We start from the raw sequence: 23705 nt of genomic DNA, 5'->3' as shown, positions 1-23705 counted from the left end.
CCTCGGCTCAGGCGCCGTTCTTTAATCCTTCGAGATATTCCCAGCGTTCAAAGGCTGCTTCCAGCGCCTGTTCCGCTTCGGCCAGCTTTGCCAGCACCTGCTGCGTGCGATCGTGCGGTTGTCCAAAGAAGTCGGGATCGGCAACCTGTTCCTGCAGCGTCTGCAGTTCGGCCTCGAGAGCTTCCAGCTTCTGCGGCAGCTGTTCCAGCTCGCGCTGCAGGTTATAGCTTAGTTTGTTCCCACCGCGTTTGACAGTTTCTGCTTTTGGCTGAGCGACTTCCATCGTTTTTTTCGCTGCCGGCTGCTTCTGCGCCAACGACTGGGCCTGCTGGCCGCGGGCATCGTGATAGCCGCCGATGTACTGGCCGATGCGACCGCCGCCTTCGAAGATCCAGCATTCGGTTACGGTGTTATCCACGAACTGACGATCGTGGCTTACCAGCATCACGGTGCCCTGATAGCCATCGATCAGCTCTTCCAGCAGCTCCAGCGTTTCGACATCCAGGTCGTTTGTCGGTTCATCGAGAATCAATAAGTTGCTGGGTTTCAGGAACAGACGCGCCAGCAGCAGGCGGTTACGTTCCCCGCCGGAGAGCGCGCGCACCGGGGTCATCGCCCGTTTGGGATGGAACAGGAAGTCCTGCAGGTAGCCCAGCACATGGCGCGGCTTACCGTTAACCATCACCTCTTGCTTACCTTCCGCGAGGTTATCCATCACCGTCCGATCCGGATCCAGCTCTGCGCGGTGCTGGTCGAAGTAGGCGACTTCCAGTTTAGTGCCGACGTGGATCCGCCCGCTGTCGGCCTGCAGTTGGCCAAGCATCAGCTTCAGCAGCGTGGTTTTCCCGCAGCCGTTGGGGCCAATCAGGGCAATCTTGTCGCCGCGCTGGATCTGCGCGGAGAAATCTTTCACCAGCACTTTGCCATCAACCTGGTAGTCGACGTTCTCCATTTCGAACACGATTTTGCCGGAGCGCGAAGCCTCTTCAACCTGCATTCTGGCGCTGCCCATCACTTCCCGACGCTCCCCGCGCTCGCGACGCATCGCCTTCAGGGCGCGAACGCGGCCTTCGTTACGCGTGCGGCGCGCTTTGATCCCCTGGCGGATCCATACCTCTTCCTGGGCCAGCTTGCGGTCGAATTCCGCATTCTGCAGCTCTTCAACCCGCAGGGCTTCCTCTTTATCCAGCAGATACTGATCGTAATCGCCCGGGTAGGTCACCAGCTTGCCGCGATCGAGGTCAACGATGCGCGTCGCCATATTGCGGATAAAGGAGCGGTCGTGCGAAATAAAGATAATGGTGCCTTTAAAGGTTTTGAGGAACCCTTCCAGCCAGTCGATGGTTTCGATATCCAGGTGGTTGGTGGGTTCATCGAGCAGCAGCACGCGCGGCCCGCTGACCAGCGCGCGGCCCAGCGCCGCTTTACGCAGCCAGCCGCCGGACAGGGATGCCAGCTGCGCGTTGGCGTCGAGACCAAGTTGCTCAATCACTTCGTTAATGCGGCTGTCCAGCTGCCACAGCCCCAGGTTATCGAGCTGCTCCTGCAGGCGCGCCAGTTCATTTAAATTTTTGTCGCTCGGATCGGTCATGACCTGATGCGACACGTCATGATAGGCCTTCAGATAAGCCGCCTGCTCGGCGATGCCTTCCGCGACAAAATCGTACACCGTACCGGCGACATTGCGCGGCGGATCCTGCTGCAGACGCGCCACAATCAGATCCTGTTCATAAATAATGCGCCCGTCATCCAGCCCCTGCTCGCGGTTGAGGATCTTCATCAGGGTCGATTTACCGGCGCCGTTGCGTCCGACGAGGCAGACGCGCTCGTTATCTTCGATATGCAGCTCGGCATTATCCAGCAGCGGCGCATCGCTGAAGGAAAGCCAGGCGCCGTGCATACTAATCAGTGACATTCTTTATTCCTTTCAGGCTGCGGTAATCAGCCAGCAGTTGTGGATCTGACGGTTGCGGGCAAAATCCTGCGACAGCGTTTTTTGCGAAATTTCTTGCGCCTTCAGGCCAAGCGCCGCCAGCCCGTCATGATCCATACGGAAACCGCGTTTGTTATTCGAGAACATAATGGTGCCGCCTTTACGCAGCAGACGTTTCAGATCGGTCATCAGGCGAATGTGATCGCGCTGGACGTCGAAAGCATCTTCCATTCGTTTGGAGTTGGAGAAGGTCGGCGGATCGATAAAGATCAGATCGAACTGCTCGGTGCTCTCCCGCAGCCAGCCCAGCACGTCCGCCTGCATCAGGCGATGCGCGCGGCCGGTCAGGCCATTGAGACGCAGGTTGCGTTCCGCCCACTCCAGGTAGGTGCGCGACATATCCACCGTGGTGGTGGAGCGCGCGCCGCCGAGACCGGCGTGGACGCTGGCGCTGCCGGTATAAGAGAACAGGTTCAGGAAGTCCTTGCCTTTGCTCATCTGGCCGAGCATGCGACGGGCGATACGGTGGTCGAGGAACAGACCGGTATCCAGGTAGTCGGTGAGGTTGACCCACAGGCGCGCGTTGTACTCCTGCACCTCGATAAAGTCGCCCTTCTCCGCCATCTTCTGGTACTGGTTTTTCCCCTTCTGCCGCTCGCGGGTCTTCAGCACCAGCTTGTTAGGCGCCATGTCCAGTACGGCGATGGTCGCGGCGATAATATCGAACAGGCGCTGACGCGCTTTGTGCGCATCGACGGTTTTCGGCGGGGCATATTCCTGGACCACCACCCAGTCGGCGTAGCGGTCGATGGCCACGTTGTATTCCGGCAGGTCAGCATCGTACAGGCGATAGCATTCAATGCCTTCCTGACGGGCCCATTTTTCAAACTTCTTCAGGTTCTTACGCAGACGGTTAGCAAAATCTTCCGCCAGCATCGCCGGCTTGCCGCCTTCGCTCTCCGCCAGGTGATAATTCTTCTGTACGCAGTCCAGCGGGCCGTTCTTGGCTTTAAACTGTTTGTCGGCGCGCAGCTGCAGGCAGCTTAACAGCTCCGGCGAGGCGCTGAACACCGACAGGTTCCAGCCGCCAAACTGACTTTTCATGATCCGGCCCAGCAGGCTGTGCAGGGCGATCAGCGCCGGCTCGCTTTCCAGACGCTCGCCGTACGGCGGGTTGCTGATCACGGTGCCGTACGGGCCTTTCGGTAGCGGATTATTCAACTGGGCGACGTCTTTGACTTCAAAATCGATCAGCTCGCCGATGCCGGCCCGACGGGCGTTGCGACGGGCGCGGTCAATGACGCGTTCGTCGACATCCGAGCCATAGAAGCGTGACCCATATGCCGCCAGCCCCTGACGGGCGCGCGTTTGCGCTTCCGCTTTCACTTCTTTCCAGATGGCGTCGTCGTGCTGCGCCCAGCCGCCAAAGCCCCAGTGGCCGCGGTGCAGGCCCGGCGCGCGGTCGGTCGCCAGCATCGCCGCCTCAATCAGCAGGGTACCGGAGCCGCACATCGGATCGAGCAGCGGAGTGCCCGGCACCCAGCCGGAGCGCATCACGATCGCCGCCGCGAGGTTTTCTTTGATCGGCGCCATACCGGTGCCATCGCGGTAGCCGCGCAGGTGCAGGCCTTCGCCGCTCAGATCCAGCGAGATGTGCGCCGTCTCTTTGTTCAGCCAGACGTTGATCCGCAGATCGGGCGACTCACGATCGACGTTCGGGCGCGGCAGGTTCTTACGGGTGAAGCTGTCGACAATGGCGTCTTTGACCTTCAGCGCGCCGTACTGGCTGTTGCGGATCTCCTCATTGAGACCGCTAAAATGCACCGCGAAGGTGGCGCCAGGGTTGAACATCTCCGTCCACGGAATGGCCTGTACGCCGAGGTACAGATCCAGATCGCTGTATACGCGACACTCGCCCAGCGGCAGCATGATGCGCGAAGCCAGCCGGCTCCACATCAGGCTTTGATACAGCAGGCGCGTATCCCCCTGAAAATGGACCCCGCCCTGGACTACCTGGCAGTCCGTCGCGCCAAGCCCTTCCAGTTCAGTTTTTAACAGCTCTTCCAGCCCACGAGCCGTACTGGCAAACAGAGAATTCATATCGTCACTTTTACTTAAAGAAAATTGGTGCGCATTATAGCCAATATGTGCCCTATGTCATAAAGTTATAGGCTTATTTTTGGAACCCGGAGGCAGCGTATGGTAACGCTCTCGCGTCTTTTTATTCATCCCGTTAAATCCATGCGCGGCATGGGCCTGACCCACGCCTTTGCCGATATCAGCGGCCTGGCCTTCGATCGCCTGTTTATGGTCACTGAAACCGACGGCACCTTTATTACCGCCCGTCAGTTTCCGCAAATGGTGAAATTTATTCCGGCGCCGCTGCATGATGGCCTTCACCTGACCGCACCGGACGGCAGCAGCGCCGTGGTGCGTTTTAACGATTTCGCCCCTCAGGCCGAGCCGACAGAAGTCTGGGGCAACCATTTTACCGCCCTTATCGCGCCCGCCGCCGTTAATCAGTGGCTCAGCGGCTTTTTCAATCGCGATGTCCAGCTGCGCTGGCTGGGGCCACAGTTAACCCGCCGGGTGAAGCGCCACGATGCGGTACCGCTCTCCTTCGCCGACGGCTACCCTTACCTGCTGGCTAACGAGGCCTCGCTGCGCGACCTGCAGCAGCGCTGCCCGGCAAGCGTAAGCATAGAACAGTTTCGCCCTAATCTCGTGGTCACCGGCGCGGCGGCCTGGGATGAAGACAGCTGGAAAGTGATCCGCGTCGGCGAGGTGGTATTTGACGTCGCCAAGCCGTGCAGCCGCTGCATTTTTACCACCGTCAGTCCGGAGCGCGGGCAGAAACATCCCAGCGGAGAGCCGCTGGAAACCTTAAAGCGCTTCCGCACCGCGCAGGATAATGGCGATGTCGACTTTGGTCAGAACCTGATAGCCCGTAACAGCGGCGTGATCCGGGTGGGGGATGAAGTGGAAATCCTCGCCCGCGGCCCGGCGAAAGCCTACGGCGCCGGCGAAAGCGACGATACCCCGGCTCCCGAGGCGCAGCAGCAGGCCACGGTTGCCATTGAATGGCAGGGTCAACAATTTACCGGCAATAACCAGCAGGTGCTGCTGGAACAACTGGAGCAACAGGGCATTCGCGTACCCTACTCGTGTCGGGCGGGGATCTGCGGCAGCTGCCGCATCCGTCTTGAAGAGGGGGAAGTGAATCCGTTAAAGAAAAATGCGGTCGCCGGAGATGGCACCATTCTCGCCTGCAGCTGCGTGCCGAAAACGGCCCTGCGCCTGGCGCCTTAAACCGCCTGCCCCAGGCTGTAGCTGACCGCGCTTTGCGCCGGCTGCAGCCTGTCGTTCATGATTTTAATCACATCGCCCAGCTGCATAACGCGGCCGGCAAGCGTGAGACCCGGCTGGGCCAGCAGACAAAGCGCGGCGTTATCGCCCGGCTCCACCACCAGCAAATTGACCTGCTCCCCGGTATCGCTCAGCCAGACGCAGGCCGCGTCGCCGCCGCTCGGCTGCCAGTGATGGGGATGGGCGACGAAGTGCCAGCTTTTCGGCATCTGCGGTTTGAGAAAACGGATCGCGGTTAATGCGTTGAGGACTAATTCCGCCCGCTGCTCTTTCGACAACTCGAAATCGCGGCATTTTTCTTCAAAGGAGAAATAGAGCGCGGCGTCATCGACGCAGAATCCCGATGGGGCAAAAGCGTCCGGGGTCAGCATGCGCCGGGCGAAGCGCGAGCGAAATAACATGCCATTGGCCAGATCGAGCATCATGCGGTCGTGCTCTTCATCGTAATACCAACGCCAGTTATCGTCAGGTTTAATCCGCATTTTTCCCCCTGTCCCCTTTCATACGCCTCTGCAAAGTTGTTGCGACTTGCCGCAGAATATTTTCTAAAATTAAGAAAAGTCTAAAATGTTTAAATAAGCAACAGTGAGGGAATATAAAACAACCAGGGCCGGAAATAAAGCCCTGGGTGGGATTCAGAGGAGGAAAAGATTAGATGTGGGTAACAATTTCTTTAATCAGCGGCGGACCTTTAAAAATAAATCCGGAATAGATCTGCACCAGCGATGCTCCGGCGGCCATTTTTTCCCGCGCGGCAATCACGGAATCAATGCCGCCCACGCCAATGATAGGCAAGCGGCCATTGAGCTCAGCGGAGAGCATACGGATAATTTCGGTACTTTTTAATTGTAATGGACGACCGCTAAGTCCGCCGGTCTCATCGCAATGTTTCATTCCCTGAACCAGAGAACGATCGAGGGTGGTATTGGTGGCAATCACGCCATCAATATTATGACGCACGAGGCTATCGGCAACCTGGATCAATTCCTCAGGCAAAAGATCCGGCGCGATCTTCACGGCGACCGGAACATATTTTTGATGCTTCTGCTGCAGCTCAAGCTGCTTATTTTTAATACCGGAGAGTAAATCATCGAGCGCTTCGCCGTATTGCAGCGTGCGCAGCCCCGGGGTATTCGGCGAGGAGATATTAATGGCGATATAGCCGGCATAGGGATAGACTTTTTCCATACAAATCAGATAATCATCTTTCCCGTGCTCAACCGGCGTGTCTTTATTTTTGCCGATATTGATGCCCAGCACGCCGTCAAAATGCGCCTTTTTCACGTTCTCAACCAGGTTATCGACGCCATGGTTATTAAAGCCCATGCGGTTGATCAACCCCTCGGCATCCACCAGGCGGAAGATCCTTGGCTTATCGTTGCCCGCCTGGGGACGCGGCGTCACGGTGCCGATCTCAATGGATCCAAAACCCATCGCGCCCAGTGCGTCAATGCATTCCCCGTTTTTATCCAGCCCGGCCGCCAGACCCAGCGGGTTTTTAAAGGTCAGCCCCATGCAGGTGACAGGCCTGGCCGGCACCTTCTGGCGAACCAGTATTTCCAGCGGCGTCCCGGTGACACGGCGTAATTGTTGAAAGGTAACTTCATGAGCGCGCTCAGGATCGAGCTGAAAAAGGGCTTTACGAACGAAGGGGTAGTACATGAACTCTCCTGGATTCCCGGTGTGCAAACCGGGGGCGTATTATGTGCGATCTGTTGCGGAAAGGGAATTGACCTGCGACAAAAAATCCCCCATCAGCGCAAACGATTACCTCCCCCGCGCGCCGTTATGCGCTTTTCGGCTATCTAACGGTGGATAAATCATTTAGGGAAAGAATGGCCCTCTGTCACACTCACTACAAATGTTATCAATTATAGATAAATGCAAACATTTAGTTATAAGGAGAGAGAGATGCGCGTCATTACGCTTGCGGGCAGCCCGCGTTACCCTTCCCGTTCCAGCGCCCTGCTGGAATACGCCAGAGAGACGCTCACCGCCGCCGATATCGAAGTCTGCCACTGGCATCTGCAGAACTTTGCCCCGGAAGACCTCCTGTACGCTCGCTTTGACAACCCGGCGCTGCAGACGCTCAATGAGCAGCTGGCCGGGGCTGACGGACTGATCATCGCCACGCCGGTGTATAAAGCCTCGTTTTCCGGCGCCCTGAAAACGCTGCTCGACCTGCTTCCTGAGCGGGCGCTGGAGGGCAAAATCGTGCTGCCGCTGGCCACCGGCGGCACCATCGCCCACATGCTGGCGGTGGACTACGCCCTGAAGCCGGTGCTGAATGCCCTCAAGGCTCAGGAGATCCTCCATGGCGTCTTCGCTGACGACAGCCAGGTGACCGATTACCAGCACAAGCCGCAGTTTACCCCGAACCTGCAGCGGCGCCTCGATGAAGCCCTGGAGACCTTCTGGCAGGCGCTGCATCGCCCCAGCAGCCGCGCCCCGTCGTTAACGTCTCTGCGTGGGGTGGAACATGCTTAATCCTCTCCGCGCTCTGACCCTCGGCGGGCTGCTGCTGTTCTCCGCCCTGGGCCATGCCGCCCCGGCGGCGCCTGACGCCCTGCGCATCGGCTATCAGAAAGGCAGCGTCAGCATGGTGCTGGCGAAAAGCCATCAGCTGCTGGAGCAGCGCTACCCGCAAACCCATATTTCGTGGATTGAATTCCCGGCCGGTCCGCAGATGCTGGAGGCGCTGAACGTCGGCAGCATCGATATTGGCAGCACTGGCGACATTCCGCCTATCTTTGCGCAGGCGGCCGGCGCCGATCTGGTGTATATCGGTTCGGAACCGCCAAAGCCCAAAGCGGAAGTGATTCTGGTGGCGCAGGGCGGCCCGATTCATAACGTTGCTGAGCTAAAAGGGAAAAAGGTCGCTTTTCAGAAAGGCTCCAGTTCCCACAATCTGCTGCTGCGCGCCCTGCAGCTCGCAGGTTTGAAGTTTAGCGACATTCAGCCGGTCTATCTCGCCCCCGCCGATGCGCGCGCCGCCTTCCAGCAGGGCAATGTCGACGCCTGGGCGATCTGGGATCCGTATTACTCCGCCGCGCTGCTGCAGGGCAGCGCCCGGGTGCTGACCGACGGAACCGACCTGAAACAGACGGGATCCTTCTATCTCGCTTCCCGCCCTTACGCTGAACGCAATGGCGCATTTATTGAGGGCGTACTCGATACCTTTACCCAGGCCGATGCCCTGACCCATAGCCAGCGTGCGCAAAGCATTACGCTGCTGGCGAAAACGATGGGATTACCGGAAGCGGTGATCGCCAGCTACCTGGACCATCGTCCCCCCACCTCGGTTACCCCAGTGAGCGCTGAAACCGCCGCTCGCCAGCAGCAGACGGCCGACCTGTTCTATGAGAACAAGCTGGTGCCGAAAAAAGTTGATATCCGGGCCCGCATCTGGCAGCCCGCCGCCGCACAAGGAGCGAAATCATGAGTCTGAATATGTTCTGGTTTTTACCGACCCATGGTGATGGTCGTTATCTGGGTACCGAAGAGGGAGCCCGTCCGGTCGATTACGGCTATCTGCAGCAAATCGCGCAGACGGCGGATCGGCTGGGATTCACTGGCGTACTGATCCCGACCGGGCGCTCATGTGAAGATGCCTGGCTGGTTGCGGCCTCGATGATCCCGGTAACGCAGCGGCTGAAATTTCTTGTCGCCCTGAGGCCAAGCGTGGTGTCGCCGACGGTGGCGGCGCGCCAGGCGGCGACCCTGGACCGACTGTCGAACGGCCGGGCGCTGTTCAATCTGGTCACCGGCAGCGATCCCGCCGAGCTGGCAGGCGACGGTGTCTTCCTCGACCACACCGAGCGCTATGAGGCCTCGGCTGAATTTACCCATATCTGGCGCAAGCTGATGGAGGGGGAGACTGTCACCTTTAACGGCAAGCATCAGCGCGTTCGCGACGCCAAACTGCTGTTCCCGCCGCTCCAGCAGCCGCGTCCGCCGCTCTATTTCGGCGGGTCGTCTGAGGTGGCGCAGGATCTGGCCGCTGAGCAGGTCGATCTCTATCTTACCTGGGGCGAACCGCCGGCCCAGGTGGCAGAGAAGATAGCTCAGGTGCGGGAGAAAGCTGCCCGGCACGGTCGCCGGGTGCGGTTTGGTATCCGCCTGCACGTGATCGTGCGGGAAACCAATGAGGAAGCCTGGCAGGCGGCGGACAGCCTTATCTCCCATCTGGATGATGAGACTATCGCCCGCGCCCAGGCGGCCTTCGCCAGAACCGACTCCGTCGGCCAACAGCGGATGGCGGCGCTGCACAATGGTCGACGCGATAAGCTGGAAATCAGCCCCAACCTGTGGGCTGGCGTCGGTTTAGCGCGCGGCGGCGCCGGGACCGCGCTGGTGGGCGATGCCGCTACCGTTGCCGAACGGATCAATGAATACGCCGCGCTGGGTATCGATAGCTTTATCTTCTCCGGCTATCCGCATCTGGAAGAGGCGTATCGGGTCGGCGAGCTGCTGTTCCCGCTGCTCGACGTCGCGGTGCCGTCTGTTCCGCAGCCGCACAACCTGCGTCTGCAGGGGGAAGCCGTCGCCAACGAGTTTATCCCGCGTAAAGTGGCGCAGAGCTGAGGAGGCACTGATGGCAAAATCAACCCATCCCCTGTTGTTACGCCTCGCCCCCTGGCTGCTGCCGGTGGGAACGGTCATTGTCTGGCAGTTGGCGTCGTCCGTCGGCTGGCTGTCGACGCGGGTGCTGCCCTCGCCGGAGGGCGTTTTGAAAGCGTTCTGGACGCTCTCGGCCAGCGGTGAGCTGTGGCAGCATCTGGCCATTAGCTCGTGGCGGGCGCTGGTCGGCTTCGCCATCGGCGGTTCCATTGGACTGGTGCTCGGCCTGATCAGCGGTCTGTCACGCTGGGGCGAGCGCCTGCTGGACACGTCGATCCAGATGCTGCGCAATGTGCCGCACCTGGCGCTTATCCCACTGGTGATCTTGTGGTTCGGCATCGATGAGACCGCGAAGATCTTTCTCGTATCGCTGGGCACCCTGTTCCCGATCTATATCAATACCTGGCACGGGATCCGCAATATCGACCGTGGGCTGGTGGAGATGGCGCGCAGCTATGGTTTATCCGGCTTTGCTCTTTTCCGTCACGTGATTTTACCCGGCGCCCTGCCCTCGATTATGGTCGGCGTGCGTTTTGCACTCGGTCTGATGTGGCTGACGCTTATTGTCGCCGAAACCATCTCGGCGAACGCCGGTATCGGCTACCTGGCGATGAATGCGCGTGAATTTCTGCAAACCGACGTGGTGGTGGTCGCCATCATTCTTTACGCCATTCTTGGCAAACTGGCCGACGTCAGCGCCCAGCTGCTGGAGCGGCTCTGGCTGCGCTGGAACCCGGCGTATCATCTTCAGGAGGCTAACGCATGAACACTGCCCGTCTGAACCCAGGTATCCCGTTGCTGCTGAACGGGGTGACGAAACGCTATGGCGACAACACCATTCTTAACGAGCTGGATCTGCATATCCCCAGCGGCCAGTTTGTGGCGGTGGTGGGCCGCAGCGGCGGCGGAAAAAGCACCCTGCTGCGCCTGCTGGCGGGCCTGGAAAACCCGAATGCCGGCGAGCTGCTGGCAGGCGCGACGCCGCTGGCGGCGATCCAGGACGACACCCGGATGATGTTTCAGGATGCGCGCCTGCTGCCGTGGAAAACGGTGATTGATAACGTGGGGCTGGGGTTAAAAGGCGCCTGGCGCGACGCCGCCCTGCAGGCGTTGGCCAGCGTCGGACTCGAGAGCCGTGCGCAGGAGTGGCCGGCGGCGCTGTCGGGCGGGCAGAAGCAGCGCGTTGCGCTGGCCCGCGCGCTGATCCATCGCCCGCGCCTGCTGCTGCTGGACGAGCCGCTGGGGGCGCTGGACGCCCTCACCCGTCTGGAGATGCAGGAGCTGATCGTCTCCCTGTGGCAGGAGCATGGCTTTACGGTCCTGCTGGTGACCCACGACGTCAGCGAAGCCGTGGCGATGGCCGACCGGGTGCTGTTGATTGAAGAGAAGAAGATCGGTCTCGATTTGAACGTGGATATTCCGCGACCGCGGCGCACCGGTTCGGCGAAGCTGGCCGAGCTGGAGGCGGAGGTGCTGGATCGGGTGATGAAACGCGGCAAGAGCGAGAGCGCACCGCGTTTGTTTAGTCATGGCTAACTAACGTCCCCGGCCCGCGCTTCGCTCGGCCGGGCTACCAAATCGCACAGCGCTGTAGCCCCGGTAAGCAAGAGCGCAACCGGGGATTTTGCCACCGTTACGCCAGCGCCTTACTGATTTTCTCGTACAGATCGCCTGAGAGATCCTTCAGCCCTTTCAACTGCTCCAGCGCGGCGCGCATCAGCGCCTGGCGTTTCTCATCATAACGCTTCAGACGAATCAACGGCTCAATCAGTCGCGAGGCGACCTGCGGGTTGCGCTGGTTAAGCTCGGTCAGCATCTCCACCAGGAACTGGTAGCCGCTACCGTCTTCAGCATGGAACGCCGCCGGGTTGCTGCTGGCGAAAGCGCCGATGAGCGACCGCACGCGGTTCGGGTTGCTCATGCTGAACGAACGATGGTTCAGCAGACCGCGTACCGTTTCGACCACATTGGCCGCCGGACTGGTGGACTGCAGGATAAACCACTTGTCCATCACCAGGCCGTCCTGATGCCATTTATCGTCATACTCCTGCATCAGCGCATCGCGGCACGGCAGCTCAGCGGCAACCGCCGCCGACAGCGCGGCCAGCGCGTCGGTCATGTTATCCGCCTGGTGATACTGCGCCGCCACCAGCTTATCGCCCAGCGTCGGCTCTGCGAACGCCAGATAGCGCAGGCAGGTATTGCGCAGGGTTCGCTTACCGATATCGGCGTGCTCCACCCGGTAGCTGTCGAGCTTATTGGCGTTATATACCGCGAGGAATTCGTCCGCCAGCTCGTTCGCCAGGGTGCGGGTGAGCGCCTCGCGCACGGTGGCGATGGCGATAGGATCGATAATGGCGAACATCTCGGCGATTTCGTTGGCCGACGGCAGGGTTAAGATCTCGGCGGCCAGCGCCGGGTCAATCTTCTCATCGAGCAGAATCGCGCGGAAGGCGTCCGCCACGTGCACCGGCAGCGACAGCGGCTGTCCCTGCTGATGACGGTTGACGTTCAGCTTGATGTAGGTCGCCAGCAGACTCTGCGCCGCATCCCAGCGCGAGAAATCATTCCGCGCATGGCGCATCAGGAAGGTCAGCTGCTGATCGCTCCACTTGTATTCCAGTTTCACCGGTGCTGAAAACTCGCACAGCAGGGCCGGGACCGGCTGGAAATAGACATTATCAAAGACGAAGGTCTGCTCAGCCTGAGTCACATTAAGCACCGGGTGCAGCGGATGAGCGCCCTTCTGCAGGGGGATCACCTTACCTTCGTTATCGTACAGCTCGATGGCAAACGGAATATGCAGCGGCTGTTTCTCAGCCTGCTCGGCGGTCGGCGGCGTGCGCTGGCTGATGGTCAGCGTATACTGCTCGGTTTCCGGGTTATAGTCATCGTGGACGGTGACAATCGGCGTGCCGGACTGGCTGTACCAGCGGCGGAAGTGCGACAGGTCGACGTTAGAAGCATCTTCCATCGCCTGGACGAAATCGTCGCAGGTGGCGGCGCTGCCGTCATGACGTTCGAAATATAGCTGCATCCCTTTCTGGAAGTTTTCTTCACCCAGCAGCGTGTGCAGCATGCGGATCACTTCGGCACCCTTTTCATAGACCGTCAGGGTATAGAAGTTATTCATCTCGATAACCCTATCCGGGCGGATCGGGTGCGCCATCGGGCTGGCGTCTTCGGCAAACTGCAGCCCGCGCATGGTGCGCACGTTGTTAATGCGGTTCACCGCCCGCGAGCCGAGGTCGGAACTGAACTCCTGATCGCGGAACACGGTCAGCCCCTCTTTCAGGCTGAGCTGGAACCAGTCGCGACAGGTGACGCGGTTGCCGGTCCAGTTATGGAAATACTCATGGCCAATCACCCGCTCGATATCGAGGTAGTCTTTATCGGTGGCGGTGTCGGTGCGGGCCAGGACATATTTGGAGTTAAAGACGTTCAGCCCTTTGTTTTCCATCGCTCCCATATTGAAGAAGTCGACGGCGACAATCATATAGATGTCGAGGTCGTACTCGAGGCCAAAGCGCTCCTCATCCCATTTCATGGAGTTTTTCAGCGAGGTCATCGCCCACGGCGCGCGGTCGAGGTTACCGCGGTCGACGTACAATTCCAGCGCCACTTCACGCCCGGAGCGGGTGGTAAAAGTGTCGCGCAGGACGTCGAAATCACCGGCCACCAGCGCAAACAGGTAGCACGGCTTCGGGAAGGGATCCTGCCACTGTACCCAGTGACGACCGTTCTCCAGTTCCCCTTCCGCCATCCGGTTGCCGTTGGAGAGCAGGAACGGATATTTGGCTTTATCGGCGATAATTTTGGTGGTAAAGCGCGCCAGCACATCCGGACGGTCCAGGTACCAGGTGATATGGCGGAAACCTTCCGCTTCACACTGGGTGCACAGCGCTTCGCCTGACTGATACAGGCCTTCCAGCGCGGTGTTCGCCGCCGGGCTGATCTCATTGACGATGGTCAGGGTGAAATGCTCCGGCAGGCCGCCGATCACCAGCTGATTGTTTTCTTCTTTATAGTCGCTCCACGGCTGGCCGTTCACCTGCAGAGCAATCAGGGTCAGATCTTCGCCGTCCAGGCGCAATGGCACATCAGACGCAGCCGCATGGCGGGAGACCTTGCTCTCGGCCGTAACAACGGTTTTTGCGGCATCCAGGTCAAAGGTCAAATCGATATCGCTAATCAGATACTCCGGCGCACGATAGTCGTGGCGGTATTTGGCTTGGGGCTGTTGTGTCATAAAAAACCTTTAGCATCTTCGGTAAAGTGTCGTCCCAGTCTATTCCTGTTGTGTCAATCGCGCTATGCAGAATCTTCATCTTTTCAACGTGAAACACGAAAATCGCTACATTTTGTTAACACTCGCGGCACGAATTGCCCTCGACCCGACGCAAAGCTTGTGGTGTGATCCATGTTCAATATATTAAACTAGGCCTCGCAAATGACCGTCAGCGTCGCCATCGCTCGCCATCGCGGGACAGAGCCGGGTAATAAAGGTATACTCCGCCTCCTTTTTCCGCGTTGGTTTCGATGGAACGCTCCAGTGAGAGGATGCTACTGCGCACCATGACACAATTCACTTCTCCTGTACTGCATTCGCTGCTTGATACGGATGCCTACAAGCTGCACATGCAGCAGGCTGTCTTCCACCGCTACGGCGATGTACATGTGGCGGCGGAGTTTCGCTGCCGTGGAGACGACCTGCTCGGCATTTATGCCGACGCGATCCGCGAGCAGGTGGAGTCCATGCGCGATCTGAGGCTGCGGGATGATGAATATCGCTGGCTGTCCACCCTTCCCTTTTTTCGCCAGGATTACCTCGACTGGCTGCGCGATTTTCGCTATGACCCGCGCCAGGTCACGGTCGCCAATGACAACGGCAAGCTGAACATTCGCCTCACCGGCCCGTGGCGGGAAGCCATCATGTGGGAAGTCCCCCTGCTGGCGGTGATAAGCGAGCTGGTCCATCGCTACCGTTCACCCGAGATGGGCGTTGAACAAGCGCTAAACGCGCTGGAGCATAAGCTAGGCGACTTCGCCACCATGACCGCTGACCTCGATATGAGCGCCTTCCGCCTGATGGATTTCGGCACCCGCCGTCGTTTTTCACGCGATGTACAGGAAGCCATTGTGCAACGCCTGCAGCAGGAGCCATGGTTTGTCGGCACCAGCAACTACGATCTGGCGCGCCGTCTGAACTTAACCCCGATGGGCACCCAGGCCCATGAGTGGTTCCAGGCCCACCAGCAGATCAGCCCGAACCTGGCCAGCAGCCAGCGGGCGGCCCTCGCCGCCTGGCTGGAAGAGTATCCTGACCAGCTGGGCATCGCGCTGACCGACTGCATCACCATGGATGCGTTCCTGCGCGATTTCGGTCCGGAGTTCGCCACCCGCTATCAGGGTTTGCGCCACGACTCCGGCGACCCGGTGGAATGGGGTGAAAAAGCCATCGCCCATTACCAGAAGCTGGGCATCGATCCGCTGAGCAAAGTGCTGGTCTTCTCCGATAATCTCGACCTGGCGAAAGCCGTCGACCTGTATCGCCACTTCGCCTCGCGGGTGAAGCTGAGCTTTGGTATTGGTACCCGTTTAACCTGCGATCTGCCGCAGGTTAAACCGCTCAATATCGTGATTAAGCTGGTGGAATGTAACGGCAAGCCGGTGGCGAAACTCTCCGACAGCCCGGGGAAAACCATCTGCCACGATAAGGCCTTCGTCCGCGCCCTGCGCGAGGCGTTCGACCTGCCGCCGATTAAAAAGGCGAGCTAAAAAACATGGCCCGACGGCATTCTGCTATCGGGCCAATCAATATCACTCCTGCGGCAGACGGGTTCTGACGACCTCGGCAAAATACTCCGCGCCAGTTAGCAATATCTCATCATTAAAGTCGTAGCAGGCATTATGCAACGGTGTATTGCCCTGAGCATCTGAACCATCGCCGTTGCCTAAAAAGATGAAACAGCCGGGGATTTTTTGCAGAAAAGCGCCAAAATCCTCCGAAATCATCATCTGTGCGACGTTGCCGTCCACCTTCTCAGCCCCTACCACGTTAATCGCAGCGGTGACCGCCACATCAACGCATTTCTGCCAGTTCACCGTTGGCGCAAATTCATGGGTATAGCTGAACTGGCACCTCGCACCGTGCATCGCGCAAATTGCTTCGCTAATGGTACGCATTCGTTCTTCGAGCAGCATCTGCACCTCCGGTACAAAGCTGCGCGTATCCCCTTTGATTTCAACATGCGTCGGAATCGCATTGCGGATGCCGTCGGTGTGCAGTTCAGTACAGGAAATGACCGCTGGCACGTTCGGATCAACATTTCGCGAAACAATTGTCTGCAAAGCCAGGATGATTTCCGCCGCAATTACCAGCGGATCTTTCGCCATATGCGGCCGCGCCGCATGCGCTCCCTGCCCTTGAATACGAATAATAAAGTTATCTTCACTGGCCACAATGCCACCGACTCGCGTGGCGATAGTCCCGGCTTTCATACCCGGCATATTATGCAGACCGTAGATTTCCTCAATGCCAAAGCGTTCAATAACGCCATCGTCCATCATCGCTCTGGCGCCATAGCCAGGCTCCTCAGCAGGCTGAAAAACAAAGATGACCGTGCCGTTAAAATTCTGCCGCTGCAATAGCAACTGCGCCGCGCCCAATGCAATGCAGGTATGACCATCATGCCCGCAGCCGTGCATCCGATCGGCGGTCATGGAGCGGTAAGACCGGTCTCCCTGTTCGGTCAATTGAATGGCATCAATATCGGCACGAATAGCGATAACGCCCTTGCCGTCGCCGCATTTCAATCTCCCCACTACCCCGGTTTTGCCAATATCGCGGTGTACCTCAATGCCCATGGCCTCGAGCTTTTCGGCAATAAACCGTGAAGTATTCTGCTCTTCGAAGGCGCTTTCCGGATGGGCATGCAAATAGTGACGCCAGGCGATAAGCTGCTGCTTTAACTGTTGCTGATTCATTCTCTGCTCCTGTAAACATTAGTCCATACGCTGGGCGCGCTGTAAAACCACCTGCAGCAGCACATTGGCGCCAGCAATCAGGTCTTTGGCCGCACTGTGTTCTTTGACGTTGTGACTGATGCCATCAACGCAGGGGACAAAAATCATCCCGGCTGGACATACCGACGCCATAAATTGTGCATCGTGTCCAGCGCCGCTTGGCAAACGTCGGTAACTGAGCGCCTGACGCTCCGCCTCGGCTTCCACCGCATTGACGATCTCATCGGCAAAAATGACCGGTTCAAAGCGCGCCAGTGAGCGGCTGGTTATCTCCACGCCCTCTTCCTGCGACGTTTTTGCAACAAATTCTGCCAGTTGCTGCTCCGCCAGACATAAGATCGCATTATCGGTATTGCGAAGATCCACTGACATAACGACATGGTTGGGAATGACGTTGATCAGATTAGGCTTCACGCTGAAATGCCCAACGGTAGCTACCTGATCACCACCAAGGCTTAGCGCCAGCTCACGGGCAAAAACAGCGATTTTCGCAGCCGCCAGCCCGGCATCGCGTCTCATGGACATTGGGGTAGTACCCGCATGATTCGATACGCCTCTCAGGGTAAATTCCTGCCACGAAATACCCTGTACGCCGGTAACAACGCCAATATCAATTTGCTCTTTATCAAGAATCGGTCCCTGTTCGATATGCAGCTCAACGTAGCTATCTACCGCCATATCTCCCGGCTGACGTTCGCCCTTATAACCAATGCTACGTAGCGCTTCATCGAGCGTGATACCGTCGAGATCTTTTGCCGCGAGCGCCTGCGCCAACGGATACTCGCCGGCAAACACCACGCTGCCCATCATATCGGGCTGAAATCGCACCCCCTCCTCGTTAGTAAAGAAGGTTACCGCCAACGGTCGTCGGGGGCGGATCCCGGCATCCTGGAGGGTGGCAATCACCTCAAGGCCGGCCATAACGCCGTAGTTGCCATCGTATAACCCACCGGTAGCGACGGTATCGATATGTGACCCCATCATCACCATCGGCAACGTCTCCTCGCCGTGATAAACACCGGTGACATTACCGATAGCATCAATAGACACACTCAGGCCCAGGGCCTTCATGCGGGCTACAACAAAGTCCCTGCCGGCTTTATCTTCGGCCGTCGCTGCCAGGCGGCATACGCCGCCGCCTTCCAGCGCACCATATTCGCCAAGCGCATACAGGGAATCGATAAGCCGTTGGCCGTTAATCTGCAGAAAATGACTCATAAAACATCTCGCTAGTGATGGTGGTTATTGGAACATGCCGTAAAAAATGGCAGAGACGGTGATAAGCCCGATCAGGGTGACGAAAACATTGCTCGCTTTACCGCGCCAGGGGGCAAGCACCGGTAATTTATGAATGGCGTACATAGGCAACAGCAGAAGAATTGCCGCCCCGGTGGGACCGCTGATGCATTCGATAATACCGAGGATACTGGGGTTCTTGTACGCGGCGAACCAGCAGGTAAACACCATAAACACCAGGATGACCGCGTCGACGAGGCGAATGCCAGGTTTTTTCCCGCGTGCGGCGGCGGCCTCCAGAATCAGGTCGCGCAGCGATTCATAGGCGCCGATGTAGTGGCCAAGAAATGATTTAGTAATAGCGACAAAGGCGATAATCGGCGATAGCCAGGCAATAATCGGTGTATCGTACTGATTGGCCAGATAGGACAAAATCGACAGATTCTGGGCTTTGGCTTCCGCCAGTTGCTGCGGCGACAGGCTTAACACGCAGCTGAGAACAAAAAACAGCACCACCACCGTCATGAGCAGGATACCGTAGCGCTGGATCTGCGCGCATTTCCCCTCAGCGAGCGCCAGACCGTAACGCTGCTTCTGGCGCACCACCATCGGCGAAATGATGGGATAGTGGTTAAACGACATCACCAGTACCGGGAAGGTCATCCAGAGGGATAACATGATCCCCTGCCCATCGCCTGTGGCGCTGAAGCTTGCGGTTTGCAAAATTGCGCCGTTCCAGTGCGGAATCAGAAAAAGTGCCATAAAAATAAGCGAGATAATAAAGGGATAAACCAGGGTGCTCATCACCCGCATTATCAAACGCTGACCAAAACGGACGATAAACATCAGCCCGAGGATCAGAACGATGGCCACCAGCGACCGGGGAGGCTCGGCCATTGCCAACTGGTGGGTGATAAAGCTCTGCGCGGTGTTGGTGATTGCCACCGCATACATAATCAAAATGGTATAGACAGCGAAGAAATAGATGACGGTAAACACTTTTCCCGCCAGCGCGCCAAAATGCTCGCCAATAACATCGGTAATACTGCTTTCCGGCGTATTGGAAGAGTAAATGAATCTCGCCAGACCGCGGTGAGCCAGATAAGTAATAGGAAAAGCGAGGACACAAACAATCAGCAGCGGCCAGAAGCCGCCAATTCCGGCATTAATCGGCAGAAACAGCACCCCGGCGCCAATTGCGGTACCGAAAAGGCCAAGGACCCAAACGGTATCTTCGCTATGCCACTTTGCGGGATCGGAACATCCTTTATTGATAATTATATTTTCAGTATTCATCGGTCAGGTTCTCTCTGTGCATGACGCGAAAGCGCGTATGTTTTCGTTATGAGTCAGAACGCTTGTCACACCGAGGGCTCGTAGGGTAGGTAAGATGGCCCCCTTGTTATTGTCGATAGCGCTCAACCATTACGTCCAAACCAGACGATGTCTTCATAGACATCGGGTGATGTATCTCCTTCCGTGCTGATTAACAGAACCTGTGCATCGGCATTCAGGCGCAGAGATTCGGCAAGCTCGCGATACTCCGGCTGAGTCATCAGCGCGTAAAGCACGCCAGTGCCGATAGCGCCGGATTCCCCGGAGATAAAAGGTTCGTCAGTACCTGGTCGCGGAGCGGCCAGCAGGCGCATGCCATTGGCGGCCAGACAATCGTCGGCGGAAATAAAACAGGTGGCATGGTCGCGGAGCATTGGCCAGCTGGTGATATTAGGTTCACCACAGGCAAGCCCGGCCATCAGGGTTGACATATCCCCGCCGACGCTGTGCGGCAGCCCGTCATTAATGGTTGCCGAGCGATACAGGCAGTTCGCCTTGTGCGGCTCAACGATGATGATGGTGGGAGCCTGCTGCTGCATCTTTTCGATGAAATATCCCATGATGCTGCCGGCAAACGACCCGACACCGGCTTGTAAAAACAGATGCGTCGGCATCGGCGCCCCGCTTTCTACCAATTGCTGCCAGATTTCAACAGCGAGGGTCATATAGCCTTGCATGATCCATGTGGGGATCTGCTCGTAGCCCTGCCAGGCGGTATCCTGGAGTAAAACCCATCCCTGCTCGCGCGCGGTTTTGGCCGCCAGCCGAACTGTGTCGTCGTAGTTCAGTTCAGTAATCGTGCATTCGGCGCCATGCCGGCGAATATTCTGCGCGCGTACCGGTGAGGAGCCCTTTGGCATATACACCACCGCACGCAGCCCAAGCTGCTCAGCCGCCCACGCCACGCCACGTCCATGGTTACCGTCGGTAGCAGTCACAAATACGATGTCCTTGATACGCGCCTTAATCGCTGGTGAATTAAGCTCGGCAAAGCTCAACGTAGTAATATCTCGCTCAAGCAGAGCGGCGAGATATTTCCCCATCGCATAAGATCCGCCTAATCCTTTAAACGCATTCAAACCGAATCGCTGGGCTTCATCTTTTATATGGATCGACCCCAGGCCCAGCCGCTGGCTTAAAAATTCCAGCTTACGCAGCGGCGTGACCCGGTAATCAGGAAATTTTTGATGGAATGCCAGCACTTCGTTCCCCACGCTTTCATTGAGCAGACTCAAGTCTGCTCCCTGGCCATAGGGCTGCCGCCGGGCGTTGAGTTGAAATTTAATTGTGTCCACTATTCAGGCACCTCTATTTTCATATCGTCCTGGGACGATAACGTTATTTGCGACCATTCCGCCTAAACGACGGGTGCACGGATCCGTGCGGCCTGAGACAGGACGGTCGCTTTAAATTGGTTAAGTCAGAGTGTGAGAGGCTTTTTGTCGCGATATGCCGCTTTCCCACTGCCTGTGATGGTACACTGCGCCCGGCGGTTAATTGGCGCAAAGTTGCCCATCGCGCCGCAATTTTCACTCTGTTTTATGATTCTCACGCAACAACGTTGCATGAGTGAGATTGATCACAGGCTTGCAGGACGAGATATATGATGAAACTTGACGCATGGGATAAAAAAATTCTTACGCTCTTGCAGCGTAATAATCGCTTGTCGCAACGGGAGATCGCCGATCGGATCAGCCTGTCTCCTTCGGCAGTCAATCGGCGTATCGCTGCACTTGAGGATGCAGGGGTGATTAAAGGCAGTGTTAGCTTAGTGGACGCCAGTAAAGTGGGAAGACCCATCACCATTATGGTGCAGGTGACCATTGAGAATGAACGTCTCGATCTGCTTGAGGAGGATAAACAGCGTTTCGTAACCTGTCCGCAAGTGCAGCAGGTCTACTATGTCACTGGCGACTTCGATTTTCTGCTCGTGATCAACGTCCGTGATATGGCGGAATACGAAGCGCTAACCCGTGAACTCTTTTTTGCCTCGGGAAATATCAAGTCTTTCCGGACCATCGTGTCGATGCAAAATGCGAAGCAGGAAATGACGGTCATTATCGAGTAAGTCGTGTAAAAGTCGAAATGGGGAGTCAAAGAACGTCCCGGAGGTGTATTTATTTCCGAAATCCACCCTTCCCTGTGCGAAATCTACTTGTCTGATGGAAGATGACAGGTAACATAGATATCCCCCCGCTGTAGGGGGAAGAGACTTTTTTATTGGACTATATAGAGAGATTATTATGAGCGTTGTGCCTGTAGCCGACGTACTCCAGGGCCGCGTTGCCGTTGACAGCGAAGTCACGGTCCGCGGATGGGTGCGTACCCGCCGAGATTCAAAAGCTGGCTTTTCATTCCTCGCCGTCTATGACGGTTCCTGCTTTGATCCTGTACAGGCCGTTATTAATAATTCTCTGCCCAATTACAATCAGGAAGTGCTGCGTCTGACCACCGGTTGCTCGGTGATTGTCACCGGTAAAGTCGTGGCTTCCCAGGGCCAGGGTCAAAGCTTTGAGATCCAGGCGACCAACGTGGAAGTGACCGGCTGGGTGGAAGACCCGGACACCTACCCGATGGCGGCCAAGCGTCACAGCATCGAGTATCTGCGTGAGGTGGCCCACCTGCGTCCGCGCACCAACCTGATCGGCGCGGTTGCCCGCGTGCGTCACACCCTGGCGCAGGCGCTGCATCGCTTCTTTGATGAGCAGGGCTTCTTCTGGGTCTCCACCCCGCTGATTACTGCCTCCGATACCGAAGGCGCCGGCGAAATGTTCCGCGTGTCGACGCTGGATCTGGAAAACCTGCCGCGTAACGATCAGGGCAAAGTCGATTTCGACAAAGACTTCTTCGGTAAAGAGTCGTTCCTGACCGTTTCCGGCCAGCTGAACGGCGAGACCTATGCCTGCGCGCTGTCGAAGATTTACACCTTCGGCCCGACCTTCCGTGCGGAAAACTCCAACACCAGCCGCCACCTGGCGGAGTTCTGGATGCTGGAGCCGGAAGTGGCCTTCGCTAACCTGAACGATGTTGCCGGCCTGGCGGAAGCGATGCTCAAGTACGTCTTTAAAGCGGTACTGGAAGAGCGCGCGGACGACATGCAGTTCTTCGCCGAGCGCGTTGATAAAGACGCTATCGACCGTCTGCAGCGCTTTATCACCGCTGATTTTGCGCAGGTGGATTATACCGACGCCGTCACTATTCTGGAAAACTGCGGCAAGCAGTTCGAGAACCCGGTGTACTGGGGCGTGGATCTCTCCTCCGAGCACGAACGTTACCTGGCTGAAGAACACTTCAAAGCGCCGGTGGTAGTGAAAAACTATCCGAAAGATATTAAAGCCTTCTACATGCGCCTTAACGAAGACGGTAAAACCGTCGCGGCAATGGACGTCCTGGCGCCGGGTATTGGCGAGATCATCGGCGGTTCCCAACGTGAAGAGCGCCTCGACGTGCTCGACGCGCGTATGGCCGAGATGGGTCTGAATAAAGAAGACTACTGGTGGTATCGCGACCTGCGCCGCTACGGCACCGTTCCACACTCCGGCTTTGGCCTGGGCTTCGAGCGTCTGATCGCCTACGTGACCGGCGTGCAGAACGTCCGCGATGTCATCCCGTTCCCGCGGACCCCGCGCAACGCGACATTCTAAATTTTTCTGACATAAACCTGAAAGGCCAGCGCAAGCTGGCCTTTTTTTATGTCAATTACTGTTATCAAAATTCAACAAACTTAAACATCAAGGCCTCGGATTCACATTTATGTTACGCACTGTTTCGGTGCATCCGGGTGATGCAGATCGCACTTTATGTTCATAACAGAGCAAAACCCCTGATAAATTTGCTCATTTTTTAACCACGCGCCGCACGTCTTGCCAAGACAAAGGCTGAATAAAAAGAAGGCTAATTCAACACACAAAATGAGCAAATTTACGCTTATCCAAATTAATCATAAATAATTCATATAGATAGATATGGGAAGGCGATTTACCTCACCATGTGGAACGGAATTTTGATTAAGTTCACAAAGTTCCCATAAATACATATTTAGTTACATGTTTTTTCTTTTTGTTACTCATATGAGATATTAGTAGCATTTTCCGGCTAGCGAAACGTTGTCGCGGATGGAAAGATGCCTTCAGACACCAAACTCTCATCAATGGTTCTGTAAGTTTTTATTGACAGAACTTATTGACGG

General features: G+C 57.2%; 17 protein-coding genes and 1 pseudogene. 9 read left to right on the top strand and 9 right to left on the bottom strand.

Annotated features, from left to right (window positions below):
* Positions 1-7 precede the first annotated feature (7 nt).
* Positions 8-1915 (bottom strand): ABC transporter ATP-binding protein, encoded by a 1908-nt coding sequence (locus ABLX76_RS21810; RefSeq protein WP_086075738.1) that lies wholly within the window; start codon positions 1913-1915, stop codon positions 8-10.
* A 12-nt stretch (positions 1916-1927) separates the two neighbouring features.
* Positions 1928-4033 carry a bifunctional 23S rRNA (guanine(2069)-N(7))-methyltransferase RlmK/23S rRNA (guanine(2445)-N(2))-methyltransferase RlmL gene (gene rlmKL, locus ABLX76_RS21805; protein WP_023289045.1) on the bottom strand — a complete coding sequence of 702 codons (2106 nt, stop codon included), beginning with the start codon at positions 4031-4033 and terminating at the stop codon, positions 1928-1930.
* A gap of 99 nt (positions 4034-4132) precedes the next feature.
* Here rlmKL and ABLX76_RS21800 point away from each other — a divergent pair, with 99 nt between their 5' ends.
* Entirely contained in the window at positions 4133-5242 is a 1110-nt protein-coding gene (locus ABLX76_RS21800; RefSeq protein ID WP_110243678.1) for a YcbX family protein, read from the top strand.
* Here ABLX76_RS21800 and zapC read toward each other — a convergent pair.
* Both zapC and pyrD read right to left on the bottom strand, forming a co-directional pair.
* The gene (gene zapC, locus ABLX76_RS21795) at positions 5239-5781 is read right to left on the bottom strand and encodes a cell division protein ZapC (RefSeq protein WP_023289043.1); all 543 of its coding nucleotides are present in this window, start codon (positions 5779-5781) and stop codon (positions 5239-5241) included. The genes ABLX76_RS21800 and zapC overlap by 4 nt on opposite strands.
* A 169-nt stretch (positions 5782-5950) precedes the next feature.
* Positions 5951-6961, bottom strand: coding sequence for a quinone-dependent dihydroorotate dehydrogenase (gene pyrD, locus ABLX76_RS21790; RefSeq protein ID WP_087849031.1), 1011 nt, complete (start codon positions 6959-6961; stop codon positions 5951-5953).
* A gap of 249 nt (positions 6962-7210) precedes the next feature.
* Here pyrD and ssuE point away from each other — a divergent pair, with 249 nt between their 5' ends.
* The 5 genes and pseudogenes from ssuE to ssuB all read left to right on the top strand — a co-directional run bounded on the left by ssuE (position 7211) and on the right by ssuB (position 11455).
* Positions 7211-7786: an NADPH-dependent FMN reductase gene (gene ssuE / locus ABLX76_RS21785; RefSeq protein WP_004201416.1), complete on the top strand. Its 576-nt coding sequence runs from the start codon at positions 7211-7213 to the stop codon at positions 7784-7786.
* Positions 7779-8778, top strand: a pseudogene (locus tag ABLX76_RS21780) (sulfonate ABC transporter substrate-binding protein). The gene ssuE and the pseudogene ABLX76_RS21780 overlap by 8 nt, the downstream one beginning before the upstream one ends.
* On the top strand, positions 8738-9883 hold the full coding sequence (gene ssuD, locus ABLX76_RS21775) for an FMNH2-dependent alkanesulfonate monooxygenase (protein WP_023289041.1): 1146 nt from the start codon (positions 8738-8740) through the stop codon (positions 9881-9883). The pseudogene ABLX76_RS21780 and the gene ssuD overlap by 41 nt, the downstream one beginning before the upstream one ends.
* Positions 9884-9893: 10 nt before the next feature.
* Positions 9894-10685, top strand: a complete 792-nt coding sequence (gene ssuC, locus ABLX76_RS21770; protein WP_004201413.1) for an aliphatic sulfonate ABC transporter permease SsuC — start codon at positions 9894-9896, stop codon at positions 10683-10685.
* A complete protein-coding gene (gene ssuB, locus ABLX76_RS21765; protein ID WP_086075733.1) occupies positions 10682-11455 on the top strand; it encodes an aliphatic sulfonates ABC transporter ATP-binding protein in 774 nt (257 codons plus the stop codon). The genes ssuC and ssuB overlap by 4 nt, the downstream gene beginning before the upstream one ends.
* A gap of 97 nt (positions 11456-11552) precedes the next feature.
* On the opposite strand, the gene pepN is transcribed toward ssuB, so the two are convergent.
* On the bottom strand, positions 11553-14168 hold the full coding sequence (gene pepN, locus ABLX76_RS21760; RefSeq protein WP_241516028.1) for an aminopeptidase N: 2616 nt from the start codon (positions 14166-14168) through the stop codon (positions 11553-11555).
* 326 nt (positions 14169-14494) lie between these two features.
* Here pepN and pncB point away from each other — a divergent pair, with 326 nt between their 5' ends.
* Positions 14495-15697: a nicotinate phosphoribosyltransferase gene (gene pncB, locus ABLX76_RS21755; RefSeq protein ID WP_032428717.1), complete on the top strand. Its 1203-nt coding sequence runs from the start codon at positions 14495-14497 to the stop codon at positions 15695-15697.
* A gap of 42 nt (positions 15698-15739) precedes the next feature.
* Here the strand turns inward: pncB and ABLX76_RS21750 are convergent, their stop codons facing one another.
* The 4 genes from ABLX76_RS21750 to dpaL all read right to left on the bottom strand — a co-directional run bounded on the left by ABLX76_RS21750 (position 15740) and on the right by dpaL (position 20811).
* Positions 15740-16906, bottom strand: a complete 1167-nt coding sequence (locus ABLX76_RS21750; RefSeq protein ID WP_218810208.1) for a M20 aminoacylase family protein — start codon at positions 16904-16906, stop codon at positions 15740-15742.
* Positions 16907-16924: 18 nt separating this feature from the next.
* A complete protein-coding gene (locus ABLX76_RS21745) occupies positions 16925-18163 on the bottom strand; it encodes a Zn-dependent hydrolase (RefSeq protein ID WP_289551504.1) in 1239 nt (412 codons plus the stop codon).
* 24 nt (positions 18164-18187) lie between these two features.
* Positions 18188-19477 (bottom strand): aromatic amino acid transport family protein, encoded by a 1290-nt coding sequence (locus tag ABLX76_RS21740; protein ID WP_065881832.1) that lies wholly within the window; start codon positions 19475-19477, stop codon positions 18188-18190.
* Positions 19478-19599: 122 nt separating this feature from the next.
* Positions 19600-20811, bottom strand: coding sequence for a diaminopropionate ammonia-lyase (dpaL, locus tag ABLX76_RS21735; protein ID WP_110238026.1), 1212 nt, complete (start codon positions 20809-20811; stop codon positions 19600-19602).
* A gap of 311 nt (positions 20812-21122) precedes the next feature.
* On the opposite strand from dpaL, the gene ABLX76_RS21730 reads away from it, so the two are divergent.
* Both ABLX76_RS21730 and asnS read left to right on the top strand, forming a co-directional pair.
* The gene (locus ABLX76_RS21730) at positions 21123-21584 is read left to right on the top strand and encodes an Lrp/AsnC family transcriptional regulator (RefSeq protein ID WP_002898209.1); all 462 of its coding nucleotides are present in this window, start codon (positions 21123-21125) and stop codon (positions 21582-21584) included.
* Positions 21585-21759: 175 nt separating this feature from the next.
* On the top strand, positions 21760-23160 hold the full coding sequence (gene asnS, locus ABLX76_RS21725) for an asparagine--tRNA ligase (RefSeq protein ID WP_017899452.1): 1401 nt from the start codon (positions 21760-21762) through the stop codon (positions 23158-23160).
* The last annotated feature ends 545 nt before the right edge of the window (positions 23161-23705 follow it).

The organism is Klebsiella sp. JB_Kp004 (assembly GCF_040065795.1).
GTDB lineage: Bacteria > Pseudomonadota > Gammaproteobacteria > Enterobacterales > Enterobacteriaceae > Klebsiella > Klebsiella quasipneumoniae.
The sequence above is the reverse complement of the archived record's forward strand: the minus strand, read 5'-3'. Positions and strand labels throughout refer to the sequence as shown.